We start from the raw sequence: 18,669 nt of genomic DNA, 5'->3' as shown, positions 1-18,669 counted from the left end.
CGACTTGCATGTATTAGGCACGCCGCCAGCGTTCGTCCTGAGCCAGGATCAAACTCTCCATAAAAGTTAAGTTTAAATCTTGTATTGCTCAAAAAACTAATAATTGACGTTTACTTCATGTTTTGTTTAGTTTTCAAAGATCATCTTGTTTTTTAACAACTTAATCAGTTTATCATCTTCGACAAAATCTGTCAACAGTTGTTTTTTTCTTTTTTTGTTATCGCCATCAGCGACGTATATAAATATAACATCCCCTCGATAAATGGTCAACAGTTTTTTTAAAACTTTTTATATATATTTTTTAAACGATATAAATGCCAATTACACTTAACGCTACAATACCTGGAACACCTAATACACTTAAGAATGCACAAGTAACAGTATTAATTGGAATATGAAAATTATTTGAAGCTAAAGCATAGTTCAGTATAAAGACAATCATGACACATACAATGCCTCTTAATACGTATTTGCTAATTAGTTTTAAAGCTTTTACTGGTAGACCTACTAATAATAGAAATAAGATTACAAACAATACAACTGAAATCATAATAATACTATTCACCACAAAAAAACTCCCCTCATATAACTTGTACACCTTTTACTAAGATTGTATGAGAAAAGGAACTAATCAATGACAAAAAACATTAATAAAAAAAAGAGCCTATTGCCTAAACAATAAACTCTTTTACCTATTTCATTCTTGTTATTAAAACATTTCTAGCCTTTGCTTCTTTTAATAAGAAGAAATACTTAGCTTGATAAAGCTTAACATGGATTAATAGATCATCTGGTGGATCTACACTTCTTTCCATTAACTCGACCTGACTCAAGTAAATATCTTTATAGTCATGTAGTTTATCAACTAACTTTTCATCAAATTCTTTACGAATCTTTCCTTTTTTTCGAAAAAAACCCATGGTCTCTCTCCATTAATCAGTTTCTAAAGTTCTCTTCTACCTTCCAGAGCTTTCGAGAGTGTAACCTCATCTGCATATTCTAAGTCTCCGCCTACTGGTAGACCATGTGCGATTCGAGTAATTTTTATACCCGTAGATTTTAATAGCCTAGAAATATACATAGCAGTTGCTTCACCCTCTATATTCGGGTTGGTAGCTAAAATAATTTCTTGTACTACATCATCTTTTAATCTGCTCAATAATTCCATAATTTTAATGTCTTCAGGTCCAACTCCCTCCATAGGAGAAATTGCACCATGAAGTACATGATATAACCCTTGGTATTCCCTCATTTTTTCCATAGCAATAACATCTTTCGTATCTTGCACTACACAAATCGTAGATCGGTCTCGATGTTGATCACTACAAATATAACAAGGATCTTGATCAGTTATATGGCCACATTCTGAACAGTAAAGTAGTTTTCTTTTCGCATCTATCATTGATTTTGCAAAGTCTAACACGTCGTCTTGCTTCATATCTAACATAAAAAACGCCAGTCGCACGGCCGTCTTGGGACCAATCCCTGGCAATTTCATAAAACTATCTATTAATTTGGATATCGGCTCAGGGTAATGCATATGTCTTACCCTTTAAAATAATCCTGGAATATTCATTCCTTTAGTAAACTGCCCCATTGTTTTAGCTGTTGCATCTTCAATTTGTTTAATAGCATCATTAGTTGCAGTTAAAACTAAATCTTGTAACATTTCAATATCTTCTGGATCTACTACATCTTCCTTAATCGTAACATCAACAATTTGTTTTAATCCATTAGCTGTTACAGTTACCATTCCACCGCCAGCTGTACCAACAAATGTACGCTCGTTTAATTCATTTTGTGCTTGTTCCATTTGTTTTTGCATTTTTTGCATTTGTTTCATCATATTATTCATATTGCCCATTCCGCCACGCATCATTTTCATTTCCTCCAATATAGTTATTCTTTAATAATTACTAAATCTTCACCAACAAGATTGATTGCCTCTTGCACAATTGGTGAAACTTCTGTTGAAGTCTCTTTTTGTTTTGTTGTATTTAAAAATGAATCCCTAGTCGATCTCCAATCTTCTTCGGGAATTGCTAACATACTCATTTCTGCACCTAATAAACTTGATAATGTTTGATTAATCGTTGTTAAGTGCTCTTGTTCACCATTATTATTGATTAGATCACAGATTGTCTCTGATTTAAAAGCAACAATACACTGTTCGGAAGAAGCTGCCACAACTTCACCATATGAGACTAATGTCGCAGTAGAAACCTTATTTTGTTGCCTTAATTGATCTTGAAGTGATGTCCAAACTGCTAAAACTTTATTTTTTTCTGGTTTAGAAGCAGCTCTTAATACACCTTGTATTAAACTACTTGGTATTTTTGAACGAGATGTAGTCGATTTCGGTTTTGGACTAGTAGAGGAATCATTCGTTCCACTTACTGTAATACCATTTTCCTTTAAAAATTTCACTTCTTTTTCAAGAGCGTTAATTTTATTAATTAATGGTGTCAGCTCGTCCTGTTTTTTACCGATACCGCTCACAGAAGCCTTTTGACAAAGTTGTACAATTGCCACCTCAAGTAAAACTCTTGGATGATTAGTCCATTTCATTTCTTGCTGACTTTTACTTAATGAAGCGATAATCTGATAAACTAACTCGTCATTGTATGCATCGCAAAGCTCTTTAAATTGATCACTAAGTGTTGCTCTCTCAAGTAATTCAATCGTACTTGGCGAATGCCTATATAATAGAATATCTCGATAATAGACTGTTAAATCTTCAATAAACCGAACTGGATCTTTCCCTTGGTTTAATAGTTCTTCAATATTAGTTAAACAAACTGAAACATTACCATCTATTATTGCTGAAACAACGGATATTAAACGTTCTTGAGCAACTGTGCCTGTTACCGCTAAAACATCATCTAATGAAATGGATTCATCACTATATGAGATAGCTTGATCCAGAATGCTTAACGCATCCCTCATTCCACCTTCAGCTGCACGAGATAACATCATCAAAGCTTCTGGTTCAATTGCTGTTTGCTGATGATTCAATACAACTGTCAATCGATCTGAAATCGTTTGAGCACTTATCTTATGAAAGTCAAAACGTTGACATCTTGATAGGATGGTCAAAGGTATTTTATGTGGTTCAGTAGTAGCTAATATAAAGATAACGTGACTTGGAGGCTCTTCTAATGTTTTTAATAATGCATTAAAAGCCCCTATTGATAACATATGGACCTCATCTATTATGTACACTTTAAATTCGCCTACAGAAGGAGCATATTTAACTTTTTCTCGAATATCACGTATTTCATCTACACCATTATTTGATGCAGCATCGATCTCAATTACATCTGAAATTGATCCATCAGTAATTCCTTTACAAATGGCACACTCATTACAAGGTTCATTAGTAGGTGCATGTTCACAATTCAAAGCTTTTGCAAAGATTTTTGCTGTACTCGTTTTACCTGTTCCACGCGGACCTGTAAACAAATATGCATGTGATACTTTTTGCTGAAGAAGGGAGTTTTGTAACGTTCGTACAATGTGATCTTGACCCACGACATCTTTAAATTGCTGCGGTCTCCACAAACGATATAATGCTTGATAAGTCAATTGGTTTCCTCCTTCTTACAAAGTCATCATTATTATACCCTATGTAATGATTTGATGGAAAATATTTTAAAGAAAACAAAAAAACTCACTCAAAATTGAGTGAGTTTTTATAAAGTTACTGCCGTGCACCACTCGTCGATGCACTACCCCAGGCGTTACTTAAACAGTTAGCTCGGCCCAGGCACCCCTACGGCACACGAGATGGCTCACTTATTGCTGCTTCCTTCCGGACCTGACAAGGTTCATGAGTTCTCGTTGCGTAGGACCCAGACGTCAACACCACTTATTTAAGGCAGACCCTGAAATAGATACACCTCGGAGTGGAATTCAGTCTCGCTAGAGCGGATTGCGAGTACAGGGCACCGCTACCTCCCCACCTAGCACGGCAAAGTTAAAACCTAATTTTAAACCGCTGATTGAAGCGGTAGTTAAAGTATATACGAACCGAAATAAAAAATCAATCCTTGTCCTTATGAAGGTAAATTTTTCTTTCTAGATCGCAACTCTCTAAAGAAATTCGTTAATAATTTACCACATTCTTCTTCTAATATACCCGAACTAACTTCACAACGATGATTAAATCGATCTTCTTGCAAAAGATTATAGATGGATCCTCCACAGCCTGCCTTCGGGTCTTTTGCACCAAAAACGACTCTTGGTATTCTTGATTGAATGATAGCGCCCGCACACATTGGACAAGGTTCCAGTGTTACATATAGAGTTGTTTCCTCTAACCGCCAAGAATCAATGACTTTACACGCATCTTCTATTGTACTCATTTCTGCGTGACCTAAAGCTGTTTGTTTTGTTTCACGTAAATTATAACCTCGTGCAATGACTTGGTCGTTGTAAACCAATACAGCTCCAATAGGTACTTCCCCTATTTGCTCTGCTTTTAGTGCTTCCTCTATTGCCAACTTCATATAAAACTCATCTTTATTCAAACTTTACACCTCTTTATTTCTTTAACAAACAAATATTCTTTTTACGAGTAGATAAACTAAACATAGATTGGAGTGAAGCCGATTGAATTCTTCAAATCAAAAAGACAAGCAGTTGCCTGCATTATTAATTGTCGACTTAATCAACTCATTTACATTTAAACATGGAAGTGTTCTTGCGGAAAAATCAATCCATATGGTTCCGAAAATAAATTACATAAGAGACATTTTTAAAAACAAAAAACTTCCTACTATATATGTTAATGATCATTATAAAATCGAAAACCCGACTCAAGAAAAACTTATTAAGCATTGCCTCAATCCTTTAAGCTACGAATTAATAAAGCATATACAACCAAATGAGGAAGATTATTTTATCTTTAAGCCTAACTACTCAGGTTTTTACTTAACAAATTTAGATGAATTACTTAAAAAATTAAATATTACCCATTTGGTTATTGTAGGGGTTGCGGGAAATCGTTGCGTACTTTTTACAGCAAATGATGCATTTATGCGGGATTATAACTTAATTATACCTCAAGATGCAATTTCCTCGGTTACTGATTATGATGAGAAAGTTGCAATTTATATGATGAAGGACATTTTAAATGCTATGGTTATTCAAACTCAAGAAATCGAAGAAATGATCGATCATTTAGTGAGCAACAATTATCAGTAATTGGAAAAATTTTAAAATTGTATTCCGTCTGACTACAGTATGTTAAAATAGTTTCTGTATGTTTTTTGAGTATGATACGGAATTTGACTAGTAAGGAGGACAAGAGATGATACGTGTACCTTTTATAACAGTAGAAGGACCAATCGGTGTCGGAAAAACATCTCTATCCAAAGCGATCTCTGAACACTTTCATTATGAACTATTAAAAGAAATTGTAGATGAAAATCCTTTTTTGGGTAAGTTTTATACGGACATTGAAGAGTGGAGTTTCCAAACAGAAATGTTTTTCCTTTGTAATCGATTTAAACAATTAGAAGATATAGACAGAATGTTTCTTAATAAATCGATTCCAGTGGTTGCAGACTACCACATCCTTAAGAATTTAATTTTTGCTAGCAGAACATTAAAAGACCAGCAGCATGATAAATATTTAAAAATATATCAAATATTAACTGAGGATATGCCAAAGCCAAATGTGGTTATTTACTTAACGGCAAGCCTTGAGACGCTACAAAAGCGTATTCAACTTCGTGGTAGAGAATTCGAACAATTGATCGAGGACCAGTACCTACTTCAGTTAATTGAAGATTACGAGACACACATGAAAGAATTTCAAGCTAAATACCCTGAAATTCCAGTACTAAAATTTGACGGTGATCAAATTGACTTCGTTAATAACCCGAGAGATTTAGCGATGATACTAGAGTCGTTAGAAAACACCTTACAAAAGGAGCTAAGAAGTATATGAATTTACGTGAAAAATACGGAATACGAAACGATGCAGTTATTACAATTGCTGGGACAGTAGGTGTAGGGAAATCTACTATGACCAATGCGCTTGCAGATGCGCTAAACCTTCGTACATCATTTGAAAAAGTAGATACAAACCCATACCTAGATAAATTTTATCAAGATTTTGCTCGTTGGAGCTTCCATTTACAAATATACTTCTTAGCAGAGCGATTCAAAGAACAAAAAAGAATGTTTGAATACGGCGGTGGATTTATACAAGACCGTTCAATTTATGAGGATACTGGCATCTTTGCGAAAATGCATTACGAAAAAGGAACGATGAGTGAAGTAGACTACGAAACATATACTAGCCTTTTTGATGCTATGGTTATGTCACCTTATTTCCCAGCTCCTGATTTATTAATTTACTTAGAGGGAACATTCGATGAAGTCGTTGAGCGAATTAAAGAGCGTGGACGTCCAATGGAGCAACAAACTCCTATTGAATATTGGAAAGAAATGAATACACGTTACGAAAACTGGATTAATAACTTTAATGCTTGTCCTGTACTTCGTTTAAGTATTAGCGAGTATGATTTAATTAAAAATGAATCTTCTGTAGAAGAAATCGTTAAGAAGATTGGAAACGTACTAAATCATTCACAAAAATATATGAAATCTAGATCATAAAAAGTAAGACATTCATCTTATTTAGTAAATATATATATAAAAGCTGCAAACTGTATCAGTTAAAGTTTGCAGCTTTTTCTTTGTCGTTTTACTGTATAATGTCAAAAAAACAAATAAAAAACTCGTTACAATAATGTAACGAGTCTACAATATATATGCACTCTATTAATTTAAAAAATGGAGGAGTAAGAGGGATTCGAACCCCCGCGGGCTGTTACACCCCTGTCGGTTTTCAAGACCGATCCCTTCAGCCAGACTTGGGTATTACTCCGTATTGACAAGATTTATAATACCATATGAAAAATACATGGTCAAGCATTCTTCTAAAAAATATTACAATTTTTTTCCGGTAATAAAACTAACCTTTTTACAACAGGTATTATTGTCATCTTACTAATAAAATATACGGCTTTTTTATAAGCAGAAAAAATATACAGAAAATTCATTTGTATTTATAATGGTACTACTATTTAAAAACATTAGAAATTTTTAAGGAGAGAGAAATGTTTGAACTTATACCGCTGATGTTGGAACGAGTGGGTATTCTCGTTATACTCGCCTTTTTACTTTCAAGGATGAAGTCATTTAGACAAATCATTCAAAATGAACACTCCTTTGGAGCAAAAATGATCCTAATTGTTATATTTGGCGCCTTTGGTGTAATTAGTAATTATACTGGTGTTCATATTTATCATGAGTCAATTATGTCTCAGTCATGGCACTTTAATGTAGCAAGTAATAATGCAATTGCAAATACAAGAATTATGGGAGTAGCCATTGGTGGTCTAATTGGTGGCCCGATTGTTGGCTTAGGAGTCGGATTAATAGCAGGCTTACACCGTCTAACATTAGGTGGATTTACTGCATATGCATGTGCTATTTCTACAATCGTAGCGGGAGTAGTTACAGGACTGCTTAGACAAAAATTTGGGATACAGAAAAACAAATCCCTTTGGAGTGTAGTATCAATTGGAATAATTATGGAATGTGTTCAAATGGGGATTATTCTTTTAATCGCAAAACCATTTTGGTCAGCTCTTCATCTTGTTGAAGTAATTGCTCTTCCAATGATTCTAATAAATGGATTTGGTACACTTATATTTATATTAATCATCCAAAATATTTTACAGGAAGAAGAAAAAACGCGCGCGCTTCAAACAAACAAAGCCCTCTATATTGCAGAGCAAACTTTACCATTTTTTAGACAGGGACTAACCCCACATTCTTGTAATGAAGCGGCAAAAATTATTTTTAAATTAACCAAGGCAGATGCAATTTCGATTACTGATCACAATAGCGTACTTGCTCACGTGGGTGCAGGTTCAGATCACCATGAACCAATGAATAGTTTAGCAACAAAACTAACTAAGAAGGCATTAAAAGAGGGAAATATTATTATTGCTACTTCAAAAGATGAAATTCAATGCTTTCATATGGATTGCCCTTTAAGTGCGGCCATCGTATTGCCGCTAAAGGCTTTAAATAAAACAGTTGGATCTTTAAAGCTATATTACACGGATTCCAACAAACTAGATAAAGTTGAGAAAGAACTAGCAGACGGATTATCTAAACTTTTTTCTACCCAATTGGAATTAGCAGAGGCTGAACTACAGCGAAAATTAGTGAAAGATGCTGAAATAAAAGCATTACAAGCACAAATGCATCCCCACTTCCTGTTCAACTCTTTAAATACAATTTCTAGTTTAATTAGAACAGATGCTGATCAAGCTAGAAGGTTATTAATTCATTTAAGTACTTTTTTCCGAAATAACTTACAAGGGGCAAGACAGACCTTAGTCACTTTAGAAAAGGAATTAGAACATGTAGAAGCATATTTAACCATTGAACAAACTAGGTTTCCTTCTAAATTCCATGTTGAGTTCCAAATAGAACCTCATTTAAAAATGGTTCAAATCCCCCCTTTTACACTTCAACCACTTATAGAGAATTCGATTCGACATGCATTTTCAAAGGAAAAAATTTTAAAGGTAACTGTGCAAGCATATGAGTTCAATAATGATATGATTCTCATCACCGAAGATAATGGCAAGGGGATTTCACCAGAGTTACTAAATACAATTGGGAACGAAACAATACAGTCGAAAGAGGGAACTGGAACAGCGTTATGGAATATAAAAAAACGAATTGAAGAAATTTACGGGGAAAAAGAATATTTTCAAATAAAATCAGATCTGAACACTGGAACGAAAGTATCGATAAGAATCCCATTAATGAAAGAAGTAATGGAGGGATAATTAATGTTAAAAGCACTAATTGTAGATGATGAACCATTAGCAAGGGACGAACTTGCTTATTTACTAAAAAGAAGCAAGGAAGTCGAAATAGTCGGTGAAGCGGACTCAATTAGAAGTACATTGGATTTCATTCAACTAGAAGACGTCGACGTTGTATTTTTAGATATCCAGTTAGCTGACGAAAGTGGATTAGAATTAGCACAAAAACTGCAGGATCTCAGCCATCAACCTGCAATCGTCTTTGCAACAGCTTATGATGAGTATGCTTTAAATGCATTCGATTTACATGCGATTGATTATATTTTAAAACCATTTGATGAAATAAGAATTCAAAAGACTATTGAAAAATTAGCAAAGCTAAGTATGAAATCTATTAAGACTGAGCTAAAAAAGAATCCCCCTCTTTTAAAACAAGATAGATTGGCTATTTCAGTTGATGAAAGAATTCTTTTAATAACGTTCGAAGAGATCATCTACATTTTTACACAAGAAGGTAAAACAAGTGTCGTTACTGATAAGATGACTTATCGAATAAATGAGCCTTTAATCAACTTAGAGCGAAAGCTACAAAATACATCATTTACCCGTGTCCATCGGAGCTATATTGTCAATTTAGATAAAATCATTGAAATTCAGCCTTGGTTTAATTCCACATATAATTTAATTATGAATGATGGTGAAAAAGTACCTGTTAGTCGGACGTACACAAAGGAACTTAAACAACTTTTTAATTTATAAAGCTTGTATTTCAATAATCCATTCATGCTTCTCAACCTATTTTTATTGCGTCTTACATTGAAAATTCAAAAATTTAATTTTCATAAAGTAAAATGAGTGTAAATAAAAAGAAACAAGGGAGGCTTATTAAATAAAATGAATGCGGTTACAATAGTTATTGCTTCTATGTGTATTTTGATGATTGCATATCGTCTATACGGAACATTTATGGCTGTGAAGGTACTTAAATTAAATGATTCTATTCCTACTCCAGCACATGAGTTAAATGATGGTAAGGATTATGTTCCTACTAACAAATGGGTTTCTTTTGGTCATCACTTTGCTGCAATCGCAGCAGCTGGCCCACTAGTAGGTCCAATTTTGGCCGCTCAATTTGGATATCTTCCAGGTCTGCTATGGCTATTAATTGGTGCTGTAATCGGTGGAGCGGTACATGATGCAGTCGTTTTATATGCTTCAATGAGAAAGAAAGGTAAGTCACTATCAGAAGTAGCAAAAGAAGAGCTTGGACCAATTGCAGGCTTCTGTACGGGACTAGCTATGCTTTTCATTATTACAATTACAATGGCCGGACTTTCAATGGTTGTTCTACATGCGCTTGAAAATAATCCATGGGGTACATTTGCAGTTGGAATCACAATACCAATTGCTATGGGTGTAGGGCTACTATATAAAAAAACTGGCAATTTAAAGTTAGCTTCAACGATTGGATTTATATTACTAATGGTTGGCGTCTTTATGGGACCGACAATACAAGAAACTGCTTTAGGTGATTTTTTAACATTTGATACGAGAACTTTGGCAATCATACTACCTATCTATGCGTTTTTTGCTGCTGCTTTGCCAGTATGGCTTTTACTGGCACCTCGCGACTATTTAAGTAGTTTTATGAAAATCGGTGTATTTATTGCACTCATTATTGGGGTATTTATTATTAATCCCTCCATACAATTTCCGACTGTAACTAAATTTGTTAACGGCGGGGGACCTATTTTAGCCGGTCCAGTTTGGCCATTTATTTCGATTACAATAGCATGTGGAGCAATTTCAGGTTTTCATGCATTTGTAGGCTCTGGTACAACACCAAAAATGCTTGATCGATGGAGCGATATAAAGGTTGTAGGATTTGGTGCTATGCTAGTTGAATGTTTAGTAGGTATTATGGCTTTAATCGCTGCTACTGCACTTCAGCCAGCAGACTACTTTGCAATTAACTCTACTCCAGAAGTTTTTAAAACGTTAGGAATGAATGTTGTCCACTTACCGGAACTTAGTAAAGAAATTGGATTAAGTCTAGAAGGACGTACTGGTGGAGCTGTAACATTGGCGGTAGGTATGACGTACATATTTACATCTATTCCTTGGTTTAGTCACTTAGCATCCTATTTCTTCCAGTTTGTTGTTATGTTCGAAGCCGTATTTATTTTAACAGCAATTGACGCTGGAACTCGAGTAGCTCGATATTTAATTCAAGATTTCTTTGGGGAATATTATAAGCCATTAAAGAAAACAGATTGGGTACCAGGATCAATTTTTGCTAGTGCACTAGCATGCTTTATGTGGGGATATCTCTTATTTTCAGGGGATATTGGATCGATCTGGGCATAAACTTAATGTTAAAACAATCTAAATAAAAAGCAGATGTATCTGAGAACCTCTCAAATACATTCTGCTTTTTTATTTATTTAATTACTTCTTTTCCACCCATATATGGACGAAGAACTTCAGGAATAATAACTGAGCCATCTGCTTGTTGGTAGTTTTCCAAAATTGCAGAAACCGTACGTCCTATTGCAAGACCAGAGCCGTTTAATGTATGAACAAATTCCGGTTTTCCTTTTGGATCACGTCTGAAGCGTATATTCGCTCTTCTTGCTTGGAACGCCTCAAAGTTACTACAAGAAGAAATTTCTTTGTATGCATCATAGCTTGGTAACCAAACTTCAATGTCATACGTTTTTGCAGAAGAAAATCCAATATCTCCAGCACATAATGTAATGACACGGTATGGTAATCCTAATAATTGAAGAACTTTTTCAGCTTGAGCTGTTAATTTTTCTAATTCAATATAAGAATCTTCAGGTTTTACAAAGCGCACTAGTTCAACTTTATTAAATTGATGCTGACGAATTAGTCCTCGTGTATCACGACCAGCAGAACCTGCCTCAGAACGGAAACACGCGCTATATGCAGTATATGCAATCGGTAATTGAGCAGCATCAAGAATTTCGTCACGGTGATAGTTTGTTACAGGTACTTCTGCAGTAGGTACTAAGAAAAAGTCTTCTTTCTCGATACGGAATGCGTCTTCTTCAAATTTTGGTAGTTGTCCTGTACCAATCATGCTAGCACGATTTACAAGGTTTGGAGGTAGTACTTCAGTGTACCCATGCTCCTCTGTATGAAGATCTAACATAAAGCTGATTAAAGCACGTTCAAGTCTAGCTCCTAAGCCTTTATAGAAAGTAAAACGGCTACCAGTAACCTTTGCTCCACGTTCGAAGTCTAAAATGTCTAAATCAACACCTAAGTCCCAATGTGCCTTTGGTTCAAAATCAAATGTACGAACTTCACCTATTCTACGTATTTCAACATTATCGTCTTCTGTTAATCCAACTGGTACTGAATCACTAACTAAGTTTGGAATCGTAAATAAAATAGCATCTAGTTGCTCTTCTAAAGTTCTAATCTCTTCATCTAGAGCTTTAATTTTATCTCCAACTTCTCTCATCTCAACAATTAGTGCTTCAGCATCTTTTTTCTCACGCTTTAATACACTGATTTCTTGGCTAACTTCATTACGTCGGCTTTTTAATCCTTCAACCTGAACAAGTAGTTCTCTACGGTTTAAATCTAAGTCTTCAAATTTTTCGATATAGCTTATGTCGCCACCACGTAACTGAAGTTTCGCTTTAACATCTTCAAAATTACTGCGTAATAATTTAATATCTAACATTTTTAAATCCTCCTATTCTTTTATTGTCTAAAGGATAAAAAAGAATACAAAAAAGCCCTCATCCCATAAAAGGGACGAGAGCTACCCGCGTTGCCACCCTAATTGAAGAATTAATAAGTAATTCTTCCACCTTAGTATAGTTAACGGACTATAGTACCGGGGTTACTTACTAGCCTTACAGCATTCCGTAACCCGCTCAAGAATGGATTCACAAGTCTTCATTATCGGTTTTCACCAACCACCGACTCTCTATAAATTTAGAACTTGCTACTATTTTCTTTCATCGCTTTAGACAATTTAAATTATATAATAATTTACTATAAGCTTTTACTTTTTTCAATAGTTACATACTTAAATTTGCACTTTTTTCCTTAACCATCTCTACAAAGTAATTCATAAAACGGTAATCATTCGTTAATTCGGGATGGAAAGATGCTGCTAACATGTGATTTTGTCTAACTGCTACAATATTACCATCATGTTCTGCAATAACCTCTGCATCACCTGATACGGAACGTATAAATGGTGCTCTGATAAATACAGCTGGGTAGTCTTCACAAACACCTTTAATTGGGATGTTTATTTCAAAACTATCCACTTGTCTACCATAGGCATTACGTTCAGCTACCATATCCATAACCCCTAGATGCACCGTGTCATCATTTGCAATCTCTTTTGAAAGTAAGATCATACCTGCACATGTACCGAATGCTGGTAAACCATTTTCGATTTTCTCTTTTAAAGGTTCTAATAACCCGACATGATCAAGCAACTTACGCATTGCCGTGCTCTCTCCACCAGGTAATACGATACCATCAAGTCCATCTAAATGTTCTACACGTTTTACGATAACAGCTTCAGCACCACATGCTTTAATTGCATTTATATGTTCTTGAACTGCACCTTGTAATGCTAATACACCTATTTTCATAAATTCACCAACTTAAATGCTACGATCTTGCATACGATCTGCTGCAGCAAGTTGTCTCATGTCGATACCTTTCATAGCAGGACCTAAGTTTTTAGAAAGGTTAGCGATTAATTCATAATCTTGATAGTGAGTAGTAGCTTGTACAATCGCACGAGCAAATTTCTCAGGGTTTTCTGATTTAAAGATACCAGATCCTACGAATACACCATCAGCGCCTAATTCCATCATTAGAGCTGCATCAGCAGGAGTTGCTACTCCACCAGCTGCAAAGTTAACAACTGGTAAACGACCAAGTTCTTTAATTTGAAGTAATAATTCGAATGGAGCGCCAAGGTTTTTAGCTTCAACCATTAATTCATCACGAGATAAACCAACTACTTTACGGATTTCACCATTGATTTGGCGTAAGTGACGTACTGCTTCTACAATGTTTCCAGTACCAGGCTCACCTTTTGTACGTAGCATAGATGCGCCTTCACCAATACGACGAAGTGCTTCACCTAAGTTACGGCAACCACAAACGAATGGAACAGTGTAATCTGATTTATTAATATGGAAGATATCATCTGCTGGAGATAATACTTCACTCTCATCGATGTAATCTACTCCCATTGCTTCTAAAACACGCGCTTCAACGATATGTCCAATACGAGCTTTAGCCATTACAGGAATACTAACAGCGTTAAGAATTTCCTCAGTAATACTTGTATCAGCCATACGAGCTACTCCACCAGCTGCACGAATATCAGATGGTACCTTTTCTAATGCCATTACTGCTACTGCACCAGCAGCTTCCGCTATTTTAGCTTGCTCAGCATTTACTACGTCCATAATAACGCCGCCTTTTTGCATTTCTGCCATGCCGCGTTTTACACGTTCTGTTCCTGTTAAATTCATTGTTATGCCCCTCCATTATTAAAGCTTACTTGGTAACATTTTAGTATTTCTTATCCCCTAGTTAAAGTTACCTTACTTTTATTTTACTGAAAAAATGACAACTTAACAATTACTGATATACTTATATAGAAATTTATTTAAATAAACCACCAATTCCGCCTACGATGCTATCCCATAAATTCCCGAAAAATGATCCAATTCCTCTGAATGATAGAACTAACCAATTTGCTTTATCAACACTTTTATCGACTACTAAATCGTACGATTGATTATTAGTATTGATAAATCCTAAATCTTCATTCTTTGAAGATTTAACCACAATTTGTCCAACCTTTGTTCCTTTTTTAATTGGAGCTTTAATATTGCCATTCTTATCGATTGACTTACCTGACAATTGGACAGTTGCTTTATAATTTTTAGCTTCACCGCGTTTTATAGCTAAAGTAACGTCGTCTTTCGCTACTACTTTTACTTCTTTATCTTTACCTTTAACTACTTTAACTGTTTTATTACCTTTTACAGTTTGACCTTTTGATACCAATGTAACTTTTTCGAAGTTACTGAAACCGTAATCCATTAATTTAGCCGTTTCACTAAATCTTGAGTTATAAGAATTTGCCCCCATTACAACTGTAATATAACGTTGACCATCTCTTTTAGCAGTTCCAGTAAAACAGAATCCAGCTGAATCTGTTGAACCTGTTTTTAATCCATCCATACCTGGGTACTGAAATACTAACCCTGGTAACATCCAGTTCCAGTTATCCATTTTTACAGGATACTTTCCACCTTCTTGGAATGTTTTCTTTGGAATTGAAGAAGTTTGAAGTACTTCAGGATATGTTTTAATTAGATTATAGGCTAATTTTGCAACACCGTTTGCTGACATAATATTTTCATCAGTAAGGGAAGTTCCCTCTGGTTGCATTCCTTGTAAGTCTTTATTTACTAAACCAGTAGCATTAACAAATTTAACGTCTCCTAGGCCTAGTTTCTTTGCTTTATCGTTCATTAATTGGACGAAGTTTTTCTCTGACCCACCAATTTTTTCTGCTAGTGCAATTGTCGCACCATTTGCTGAATAAATAGCAGCTGCTTCATAAAGTTCTTTTACTGTGTATTGACCACCTAATTCAAGTGGTACGTTAGATAATCCAGTGTTTTGAGAGATTTTATGAGCATAATCAGAAACAGTTACTTTATCATCCCATGATATTTTGCCATTTTTTACTGCTTCATTAACTAGATACTCTGTCATCATTTTAGACATACTTGCAATCGGTAATGGAGCTTTTGAATTTTTTTCATATAATATTTTCCCTGAATTTGCATCAACCAAAATCGCAGCTTTAGCTTTAATATCTAAAACGTCCTCTGCAGCAGCTGGTCGTAAATTCATTGGGATAATTATCGTAATCGCTAATGCTATTACGATCAATTTTGTTAGTATTTTCTTTCCAATCACTGTCTTACCTCCAACCATTAATTTCACTTGTTCATTTTAACACAATTATTTCCCAAAAAATAGGCAACTACAATTTCTTGTAATTGCCCTAGGTAGATTGCTTAAATTATTATAGTGAGTAATTTGGTGCTTCTTTTGTAATATGAACATCGTGTGGATGACTTTCACGTAATCCAGCACCAGACATACGAATAAACTGTGCGTTATCTCTTAGTTCATTTAATGTAGCAGTACCACAGTAACCCATACCAGCTCTAATTCCACCGATTAATTGGTGAACTGTATCAGCTAATGGGCCTTTATATGGAACACGTCCTTCAATACCTTCAGGAACTAGTTTTTTATTACCTTCTTGGAAATAACGATCTTTACTTCCTCTTTCCATTGCTCCAACAGAACCCATACCACGATAAACTTTAAATTGTCTACCTTGGAAGATTTCTGTTTCGCCAGGACTTTCTTGTACACCAGCAAACATGCTTCCTAACATAACTACATGCCCACCAGCTGCAAGAGCTTTAACGATATCTCCAGAGTACTTAATACCACCATCGGCAATAATAGGAACTCCGTATTCTCTAGCAACAGAAGCACAGTCATAAACTGCAGTTAGTTGAGGAACACCTACACCAGCAACAACTCGAGTAGTACAGATCGAACCTGGTCCAATACCAACTTTTACGATATCTGCTCCAGCTTCAATAAGTTCTTTAGTTGCTTCACCTGTTGCAACGTTACCAGCGATTATTGCTAGTTCTGGGAATCTACTTCTAATTTCTTTTACTTTTTCAATAACGCCTTTAGAGTGACCATGTGCTGTATCAATTACAATTACATCGACGTTAGCTTTCACTAAAAACTCTACTCTTTGAAGTGCATCTTTTGTTACTCCTACAGCTGCACCTACAAGTAATCGTCCTTGTTGATCTTTCGCTGAGTTTGGAAACTCAATTACTTTTTCAATATCCTTAATTGTAATTAGGCCCTTTAAAGTACCGTCTTCATTAACTAGGGGTAGCTTTTCAATTTTATGTTTTTGAAGAATTTTTTCTGCTTCTGCAAGTGTAGTTCCAACAGGAGCTGTTACTAGATCTTCTTTTGTCATAACATCTGAAATAACAATTGAATAATCTTGAATAAAACGTAAATCACGATTTGTTAAAATACCTACTAATTTTCTATTCTCTGTATCGTTTACGATCGGAACACCTGAAATACGATATTTACCCATTAAATATTCAGCGTCTGCAACTTTATGAGATGGTGTTAAGAAGAATGGATCATCAATTACACCACTTTCAGAACGCTTTACTTTGTCTACCTGTTCAGCTTGCTCTTCAATTGACATATTTTTGTGGATGATACCTAATCCACCTTGTCTAGCCATTGCAATAGCCATATCTGCTTCTGTAACTGTATCCATTCCTGCGCTGATTAATGGAATATTTAATTGAATTTTCTCAGTTAATCTCACACTTACATCAACTTGATTTGGAAGTACTTCAGATTTCGCTGGAACTAGTAAAACATCATCAAAAGTAAGTCCTTCTTTTACGAATTTTGATTCCCACATAAAAAAGCCCCCCTATACACGTATAAATATTATTAGTAGATTAACAATAGGATAAAACACTGTCAAGGAAGTCAAATTATGTTTAAATATTCAGTTAATAAGGAGTTCCCCTCTTATGTTATACTCGTATAGTAATGTATGGGATGAGCTATGTTATTTTAGCTCTGCGCAATATTCAAAAAACTATCTTCAAACAAAATATGAACGTACTAATTCCAAGGAACAAAAAACAAAGGCTTTTCGTAATGCTTATCCATTTTTATATTATATTGAGCATGGAAAAAGTTATTTTCATGCAGCTCAAAATTCTCAAATTAATGTAAAACCTACATTACTGTTTTATGGGCTAGTACAATTATTAAAGGCTTGCATACTTACCGTAGATCCTGATTACCCGAGTACCACTGCAATTCTGGCTCATGGTGTTACCTCAAGAAAAATAAAAAAAGTAGGATATTCTTTTATTGATGACGAAGTTAAAATCCAAAAAAATGGATTATTTACTCATGCTTCTAAAGTATTATTTAATCTTAATAATTTAGAAAACGAAAAATTTACAATGCTTCAGCTTTTACAATCAATACCAGAATTAAATAAAATCCTTAAAATTACCAAAAAAGGAAATTTATTTTTCCCAACTACTGTTGATCATGATGTAATTACTTTACCTGAACAAATTTTGTCATCCTATCATTTTACTTCAGAACGTTTTATTTCATTTCTTCAATCAAAGCAAGCTTCAATAGATATTGTAATTGTTGAACAGAATCAAAAGCAAATTAAAATTAAGTCAAATTTTCCTGATAAAATTTTAAATAAAGCGCCATTTTATTTTAATATATTAAATCAAAGTTATTTTATAAAATCACAAAAGGAAGCGCTTTTATTATTACCTGAAATTCTTTACCACTATCTACTTTTATATAACTTGAGTATGATTTGTCGCTATGAAACTGACTGGTGGTGTGAACTTTTACAGACTTATTCTACTGATGATTATCCTTTGATAAACCAATTTTTAACAACAACGGAACAAAAAATTCCTTATTTAATTCATCGTTTTTTAACTACATAATAAACAAAAAAACATCAGCCTAATAGCTGATGTTTTTCGTTACCAGGCGACGTTCTACTCTCACAGGGGGAAACCCCCAACTACCATCGACGCTGAAGAGCTTAACTGCCGTGTTCGGTATGGGAACGGGTGTGACCTCTTCGCAATAATCA

General features: G+C 34.7%; 17 protein-coding genes, 1 tRNA gene, 2 rRNA genes, 1 other RNA gene, 1 pseudogene and 1 other annotated feature. Of the genes and pseudogenes, 7 read left to right on the top strand and 15 right to left on the bottom strand.

Going from position 1 to position 18,669, the window contains the following annotated elements:
- The 8 genes from BED47_RS12995 to tadA all read right to left on the bottom strand — a co-directional run.
- Positions 1-64 (bottom strand): 16S ribosomal RNA (locus BED47_RS12995); the annotation flags it as partial.
- Positions 65-301: 237 nt separating this feature from the next.
- On the bottom strand, positions 302-568 hold the full coding sequence (locus tag BED47_RS12990) for a pro-sigmaK processing inhibitor BofA family protein (protein ID WP_084006905.1): 267 nt from the start codon (positions 566-568) through the stop codon (positions 302-304).
- Positions 569-692: 124 nt separating this feature from the next.
- Entirely contained in the window at positions 693-920 is a 228-nt protein-coding gene (locus tag BED47_RS12985) for a YaaL family protein (protein WP_069034010.1), read from the bottom strand.
- A gap of 23 nt (positions 921-943) precedes the next feature.
- The gene (gene recR, locus BED47_RS12980) at positions 944-1,540 is read right to left on the bottom strand and encodes a recombination mediator RecR (RefSeq protein WP_056471203.1); all 597 of its coding nucleotides are present in this window, start codon (positions 1,538-1,540) and stop codon (positions 944-946) included.
- A 12-nt stretch (positions 1,541-1,552) separates the two neighbouring features.
- Complete coding sequence (locus BED47_RS12975) at positions 1,553-1,879, bottom strand: YbaB/EbfC family nucleoid-associated protein (protein ID WP_175403497.1); 327 nt, start codon at positions 1,877-1,879, stop codon at positions 1,553-1,555.
- A gap of 20 nt (positions 1,880-1,899) precedes the next feature.
- Entirely contained in the window at positions 1,900-3,585 is a 1,686-nt protein-coding gene (gene dnaX / locus BED47_RS12970) for a DNA polymerase III subunit gamma/tau (protein WP_069034009.1), read from the bottom strand.
- 121 nt (positions 3,586-3,706) lie between these two features.
- An RNA gene (gene ffs / locus BED47_RS12965) (signal recognition particle sRNA large type) lies at positions 3,707-3,971 on the bottom strand.
- 84 nt (positions 3,972-4,055) lie between these two features.
- Positions 4,056-4,529 (bottom strand): tRNA adenosine(34) deaminase TadA, encoded by a 474-nt coding sequence (tadA, locus tag BED47_RS12960; RefSeq protein WP_084006904.1) that lies wholly within the window; start codon positions 4,527-4,529, stop codon positions 4,056-4,058.
- An 82-nt stretch (positions 4,530-4,611) separates the two neighbouring features.
- Between tadA and BED47_RS12955 the strand changes: the two genes are divergently transcribed.
- From BED47_RS12955 to BED47_RS12945, 3 genes are all read left to right on the top strand, one after another.
- Positions 4,612-5,205, top strand: a complete 594-nt coding sequence (locus BED47_RS12955; protein ID WP_069034008.1) for a cysteine hydrolase family protein — start codon at positions 4,612-4,614, stop codon at positions 5,203-5,205.
- A gap of 106 nt (positions 5,206-5,311) precedes the next feature.
- Positions 5,312-5,953, top strand: coding sequence for a deoxynucleoside kinase (locus tag BED47_RS12950; RefSeq protein ID WP_069034007.1), 642 nt, complete (start codon positions 5,312-5,314; stop codon positions 5,951-5,953).
- On the top strand, positions 5,950-6,627 hold the full coding sequence (locus BED47_RS12945) for a deoxynucleoside kinase (protein ID WP_069034006.1): 678 nt from the start codon (positions 5,950-5,952) through the stop codon (positions 6,625-6,627). Before BED47_RS12950 ends, BED47_RS12945 begins: the two co-directional genes overlap by 4 nt.
- A 178-nt stretch (positions 6,628-6,805) precedes the next feature.
- Here BED47_RS12945 and BED47_RS12940 read toward each other — a convergent pair.
- Positions 6,806-6,898 (bottom strand) — tRNA-Ser (locus BED47_RS12940).
- Between the two features lie 232 nt (positions 6,899-7,130).
- On the opposite strand from BED47_RS12940, the gene BED47_RS12935 reads away from it, so the two are divergent.
- The 3 genes and pseudogenes from BED47_RS12935 to cstA all read left to right on the top strand — a co-directional run.
- Positions 7,131-8,882 carry a sensor histidine kinase gene (locus BED47_RS12935; protein ID WP_069034005.1) on the top strand — a complete coding sequence of 584 codons (1,752 nt, stop codon included), beginning with the start codon at positions 7,131-7,133 and terminating at the stop codon, positions 8,880-8,882.
- A 3-nt stretch (positions 8,883-8,885) separates the two neighbouring features.
- Entirely contained in the window at positions 8,886-9,620 is a 735-nt protein-coding gene (locus tag BED47_RS12930; protein ID WP_069034004.1) for a LytR/AlgR family response regulator transcription factor, read from the top strand.
- A 135-nt stretch (positions 9,621-9,755) separates the two neighbouring features.
- A pseudogene (gene cstA / locus BED47_RS12925) lies at positions 9,756-11,225 on the top strand (carbon starvation protein CstA); the annotation flags it as partial.
- A gap of 76 nt (positions 11,226-11,301) precedes the next feature.
- Here cstA and serS read toward each other — a convergent pair.
- From serS to guaB, 5 genes are all read right to left on the bottom strand, one after another.
- Positions 11,302-12,576 carry a serine--tRNA ligase gene (serS, locus tag BED47_RS12920; RefSeq protein WP_069034003.1) on the bottom strand — a complete coding sequence of 425 codons (1,275 nt, stop codon included), beginning with the start codon at positions 12,574-12,576 and terminating at the stop codon, positions 11,302-11,304.
- A 67-nt stretch (positions 12,577-12,643) separates the two neighbouring features.
- Positions 12,644-12,869: a binding site (T-box leader), on the bottom strand.
- Between the two features lie 50 nt (positions 12,870-12,919).
- Complete coding sequence (pdxT, locus tag BED47_RS12915) at positions 12,920-13,507, bottom strand: pyridoxal 5'-phosphate synthase glutaminase subunit PdxT (protein WP_069034002.1); 588 nt, start codon at positions 13,505-13,507, stop codon at positions 12,920-12,922.
- A 12-nt stretch (positions 13,508-13,519) separates the two neighbouring features.
- The gene (gene pdxS, locus BED47_RS12910; RefSeq protein WP_056471238.1) at positions 13,520-14,404 is read right to left on the bottom strand and encodes a pyridoxal 5'-phosphate synthase lyase subunit PdxS; all 885 of its coding nucleotides are present in this window, start codon (positions 14,402-14,404) and stop codon (positions 13,520-13,522) included.
- Positions 14,405-14,537: 133 nt separating this feature from the next.
- Positions 14,538-15,887 (bottom strand): serine hydrolase, encoded by a 1,350-nt coding sequence (locus tag BED47_RS12905; RefSeq protein ID WP_069034001.1) that lies wholly within the window; start codon positions 15,885-15,887, stop codon positions 14,538-14,540.
- Between the two features lie 91 nt (positions 15,888-15,978).
- Positions 15,979-17,442 carry an IMP dehydrogenase gene (gene guaB, locus BED47_RS12900; RefSeq protein ID WP_069034000.1) on the bottom strand — a complete coding sequence of 488 codons (1,464 nt, stop codon included), beginning with the start codon at positions 17,440-17,442 and terminating at the stop codon, positions 15,979-15,981.
- Between the two features lie 115 nt (positions 17,443-17,557).
- Between guaB and BED47_RS12895 the strand changes: the two genes are divergently transcribed.
- Positions 17,558-18,517: a YaaC family protein gene (locus tag BED47_RS12895; RefSeq protein WP_069033999.1), complete on the top strand. Its 960-nt coding sequence runs from the start codon at positions 17,558-17,560 to the stop codon at positions 18,515-18,517.
- A 41-nt stretch (positions 18,518-18,558) separates the two neighbouring features.
- Here the strand turns inward: BED47_RS12895 and rrf are convergent.
- Positions 18,559-18,669: ribosomal RNA gene (rrf, locus tag BED47_RS12890) — 5S ribosomal RNA — on the bottom strand; the annotation flags it as partial.

The sequence above is a fragment of the Gottfriedia luciferensis genome (genome assembly GCF_001712755.1).
GTDB classification, from domain to species: domain Bacteria; phylum Bacillota; class Bacilli; order Bacillales; family Bacillaceae_G; genus Gottfriedia; species Gottfriedia luciferensis_B.
Note: the sequence above shows the minus strand (reverse complement) of the source record. Positions and strands in the feature narration are given on the sequence as shown.

What these genes read in the sequence shown, in the direction of transcription:
- BED47_RS12930 (WP_069034004.1), top strand. Translation starts at nt 8,886, where the DNA reads ATGTTAAAAGCACTAATTGTAGATGATGAACCATTAGCAAGGGACGAA.
- serS (WP_069034003.1), bottom strand. Translation starts at nt 12,576, where the DNA reads ATGTTAGATATTAAATTATTACGCAGTAATTTTGAAGATGTTAAAGCG.
- guaB (WP_069034000.1), bottom strand. Translation starts at nt 17,442, where the DNA reads ATGTGGGAATCAAAATTCGTAAAAGAAGGACTTACTTTTGATGATGTT.
- BED47_RS12975 (WP_175403497.1), bottom strand. Translation starts at nt 1,879, where the DNA reads ATGATGCGTGGCGGAATGGGCAATATGAATAATATGATGAAACAAATG.
- pdxS (WP_056471238.1), bottom strand. Translation starts at nt 14,404, where the DNA reads ATGAATTTAACAGGAACAGAACGTGTAAAACGCGGCATGGCAGAAATG.
- pdxT (WP_069034002.1), bottom strand. Translation starts at nt 13,507, where the DNA reads ATGAAAATAGGTGTATTAGCATTACAAGGTGCAGTTCAAGAACATATA.
- BED47_RS12945 (WP_069034006.1), top strand. Translation starts at nt 5,950, where the DNA reads ATGAATTTACGTGAAAAATACGGAATACGAAACGATGCAGTTATTACA.
- BED47_RS12950 (WP_069034007.1), top strand. Translation starts at nt 5,312, where the DNA reads ATGATACGTGTACCTTTTATAACAGTAGAAGGACCAATCGGTGTCGGA.
- BED47_RS12895 (WP_069033999.1), top strand. Translation starts at nt 17,558, where the DNA reads ATGTTATACTCGTATAGTAATGTATGGGATGAGCTATGTTATTTTAGC.
- BED47_RS12905 (WP_069034001.1), bottom strand. Translation starts at nt 15,887, where the DNA reads ATGGTTGGAGGTAAGACAGTGATTGGAAAGAAAATACTAACAAAATTG.
- BED47_RS12985 (WP_069034010.1), bottom strand. Translation starts at nt 920, where the DNA reads ATGGGTTTTTTTCGAAAAAAAGGAAAGATTCGTAAAGAATTTGATGAA.
- recR (WP_056471203.1), bottom strand. Translation starts at nt 1,540, where the DNA reads ATGCATTACCCTGAGCCGATATCCAAATTAATAGATAGTTTTATGAAA.
- BED47_RS12935 (WP_069034005.1), top strand. Translation starts at nt 7,131, where the DNA reads ATGTTTGAACTTATACCGCTGATGTTGGAACGAGTGGGTATTCTCGTT.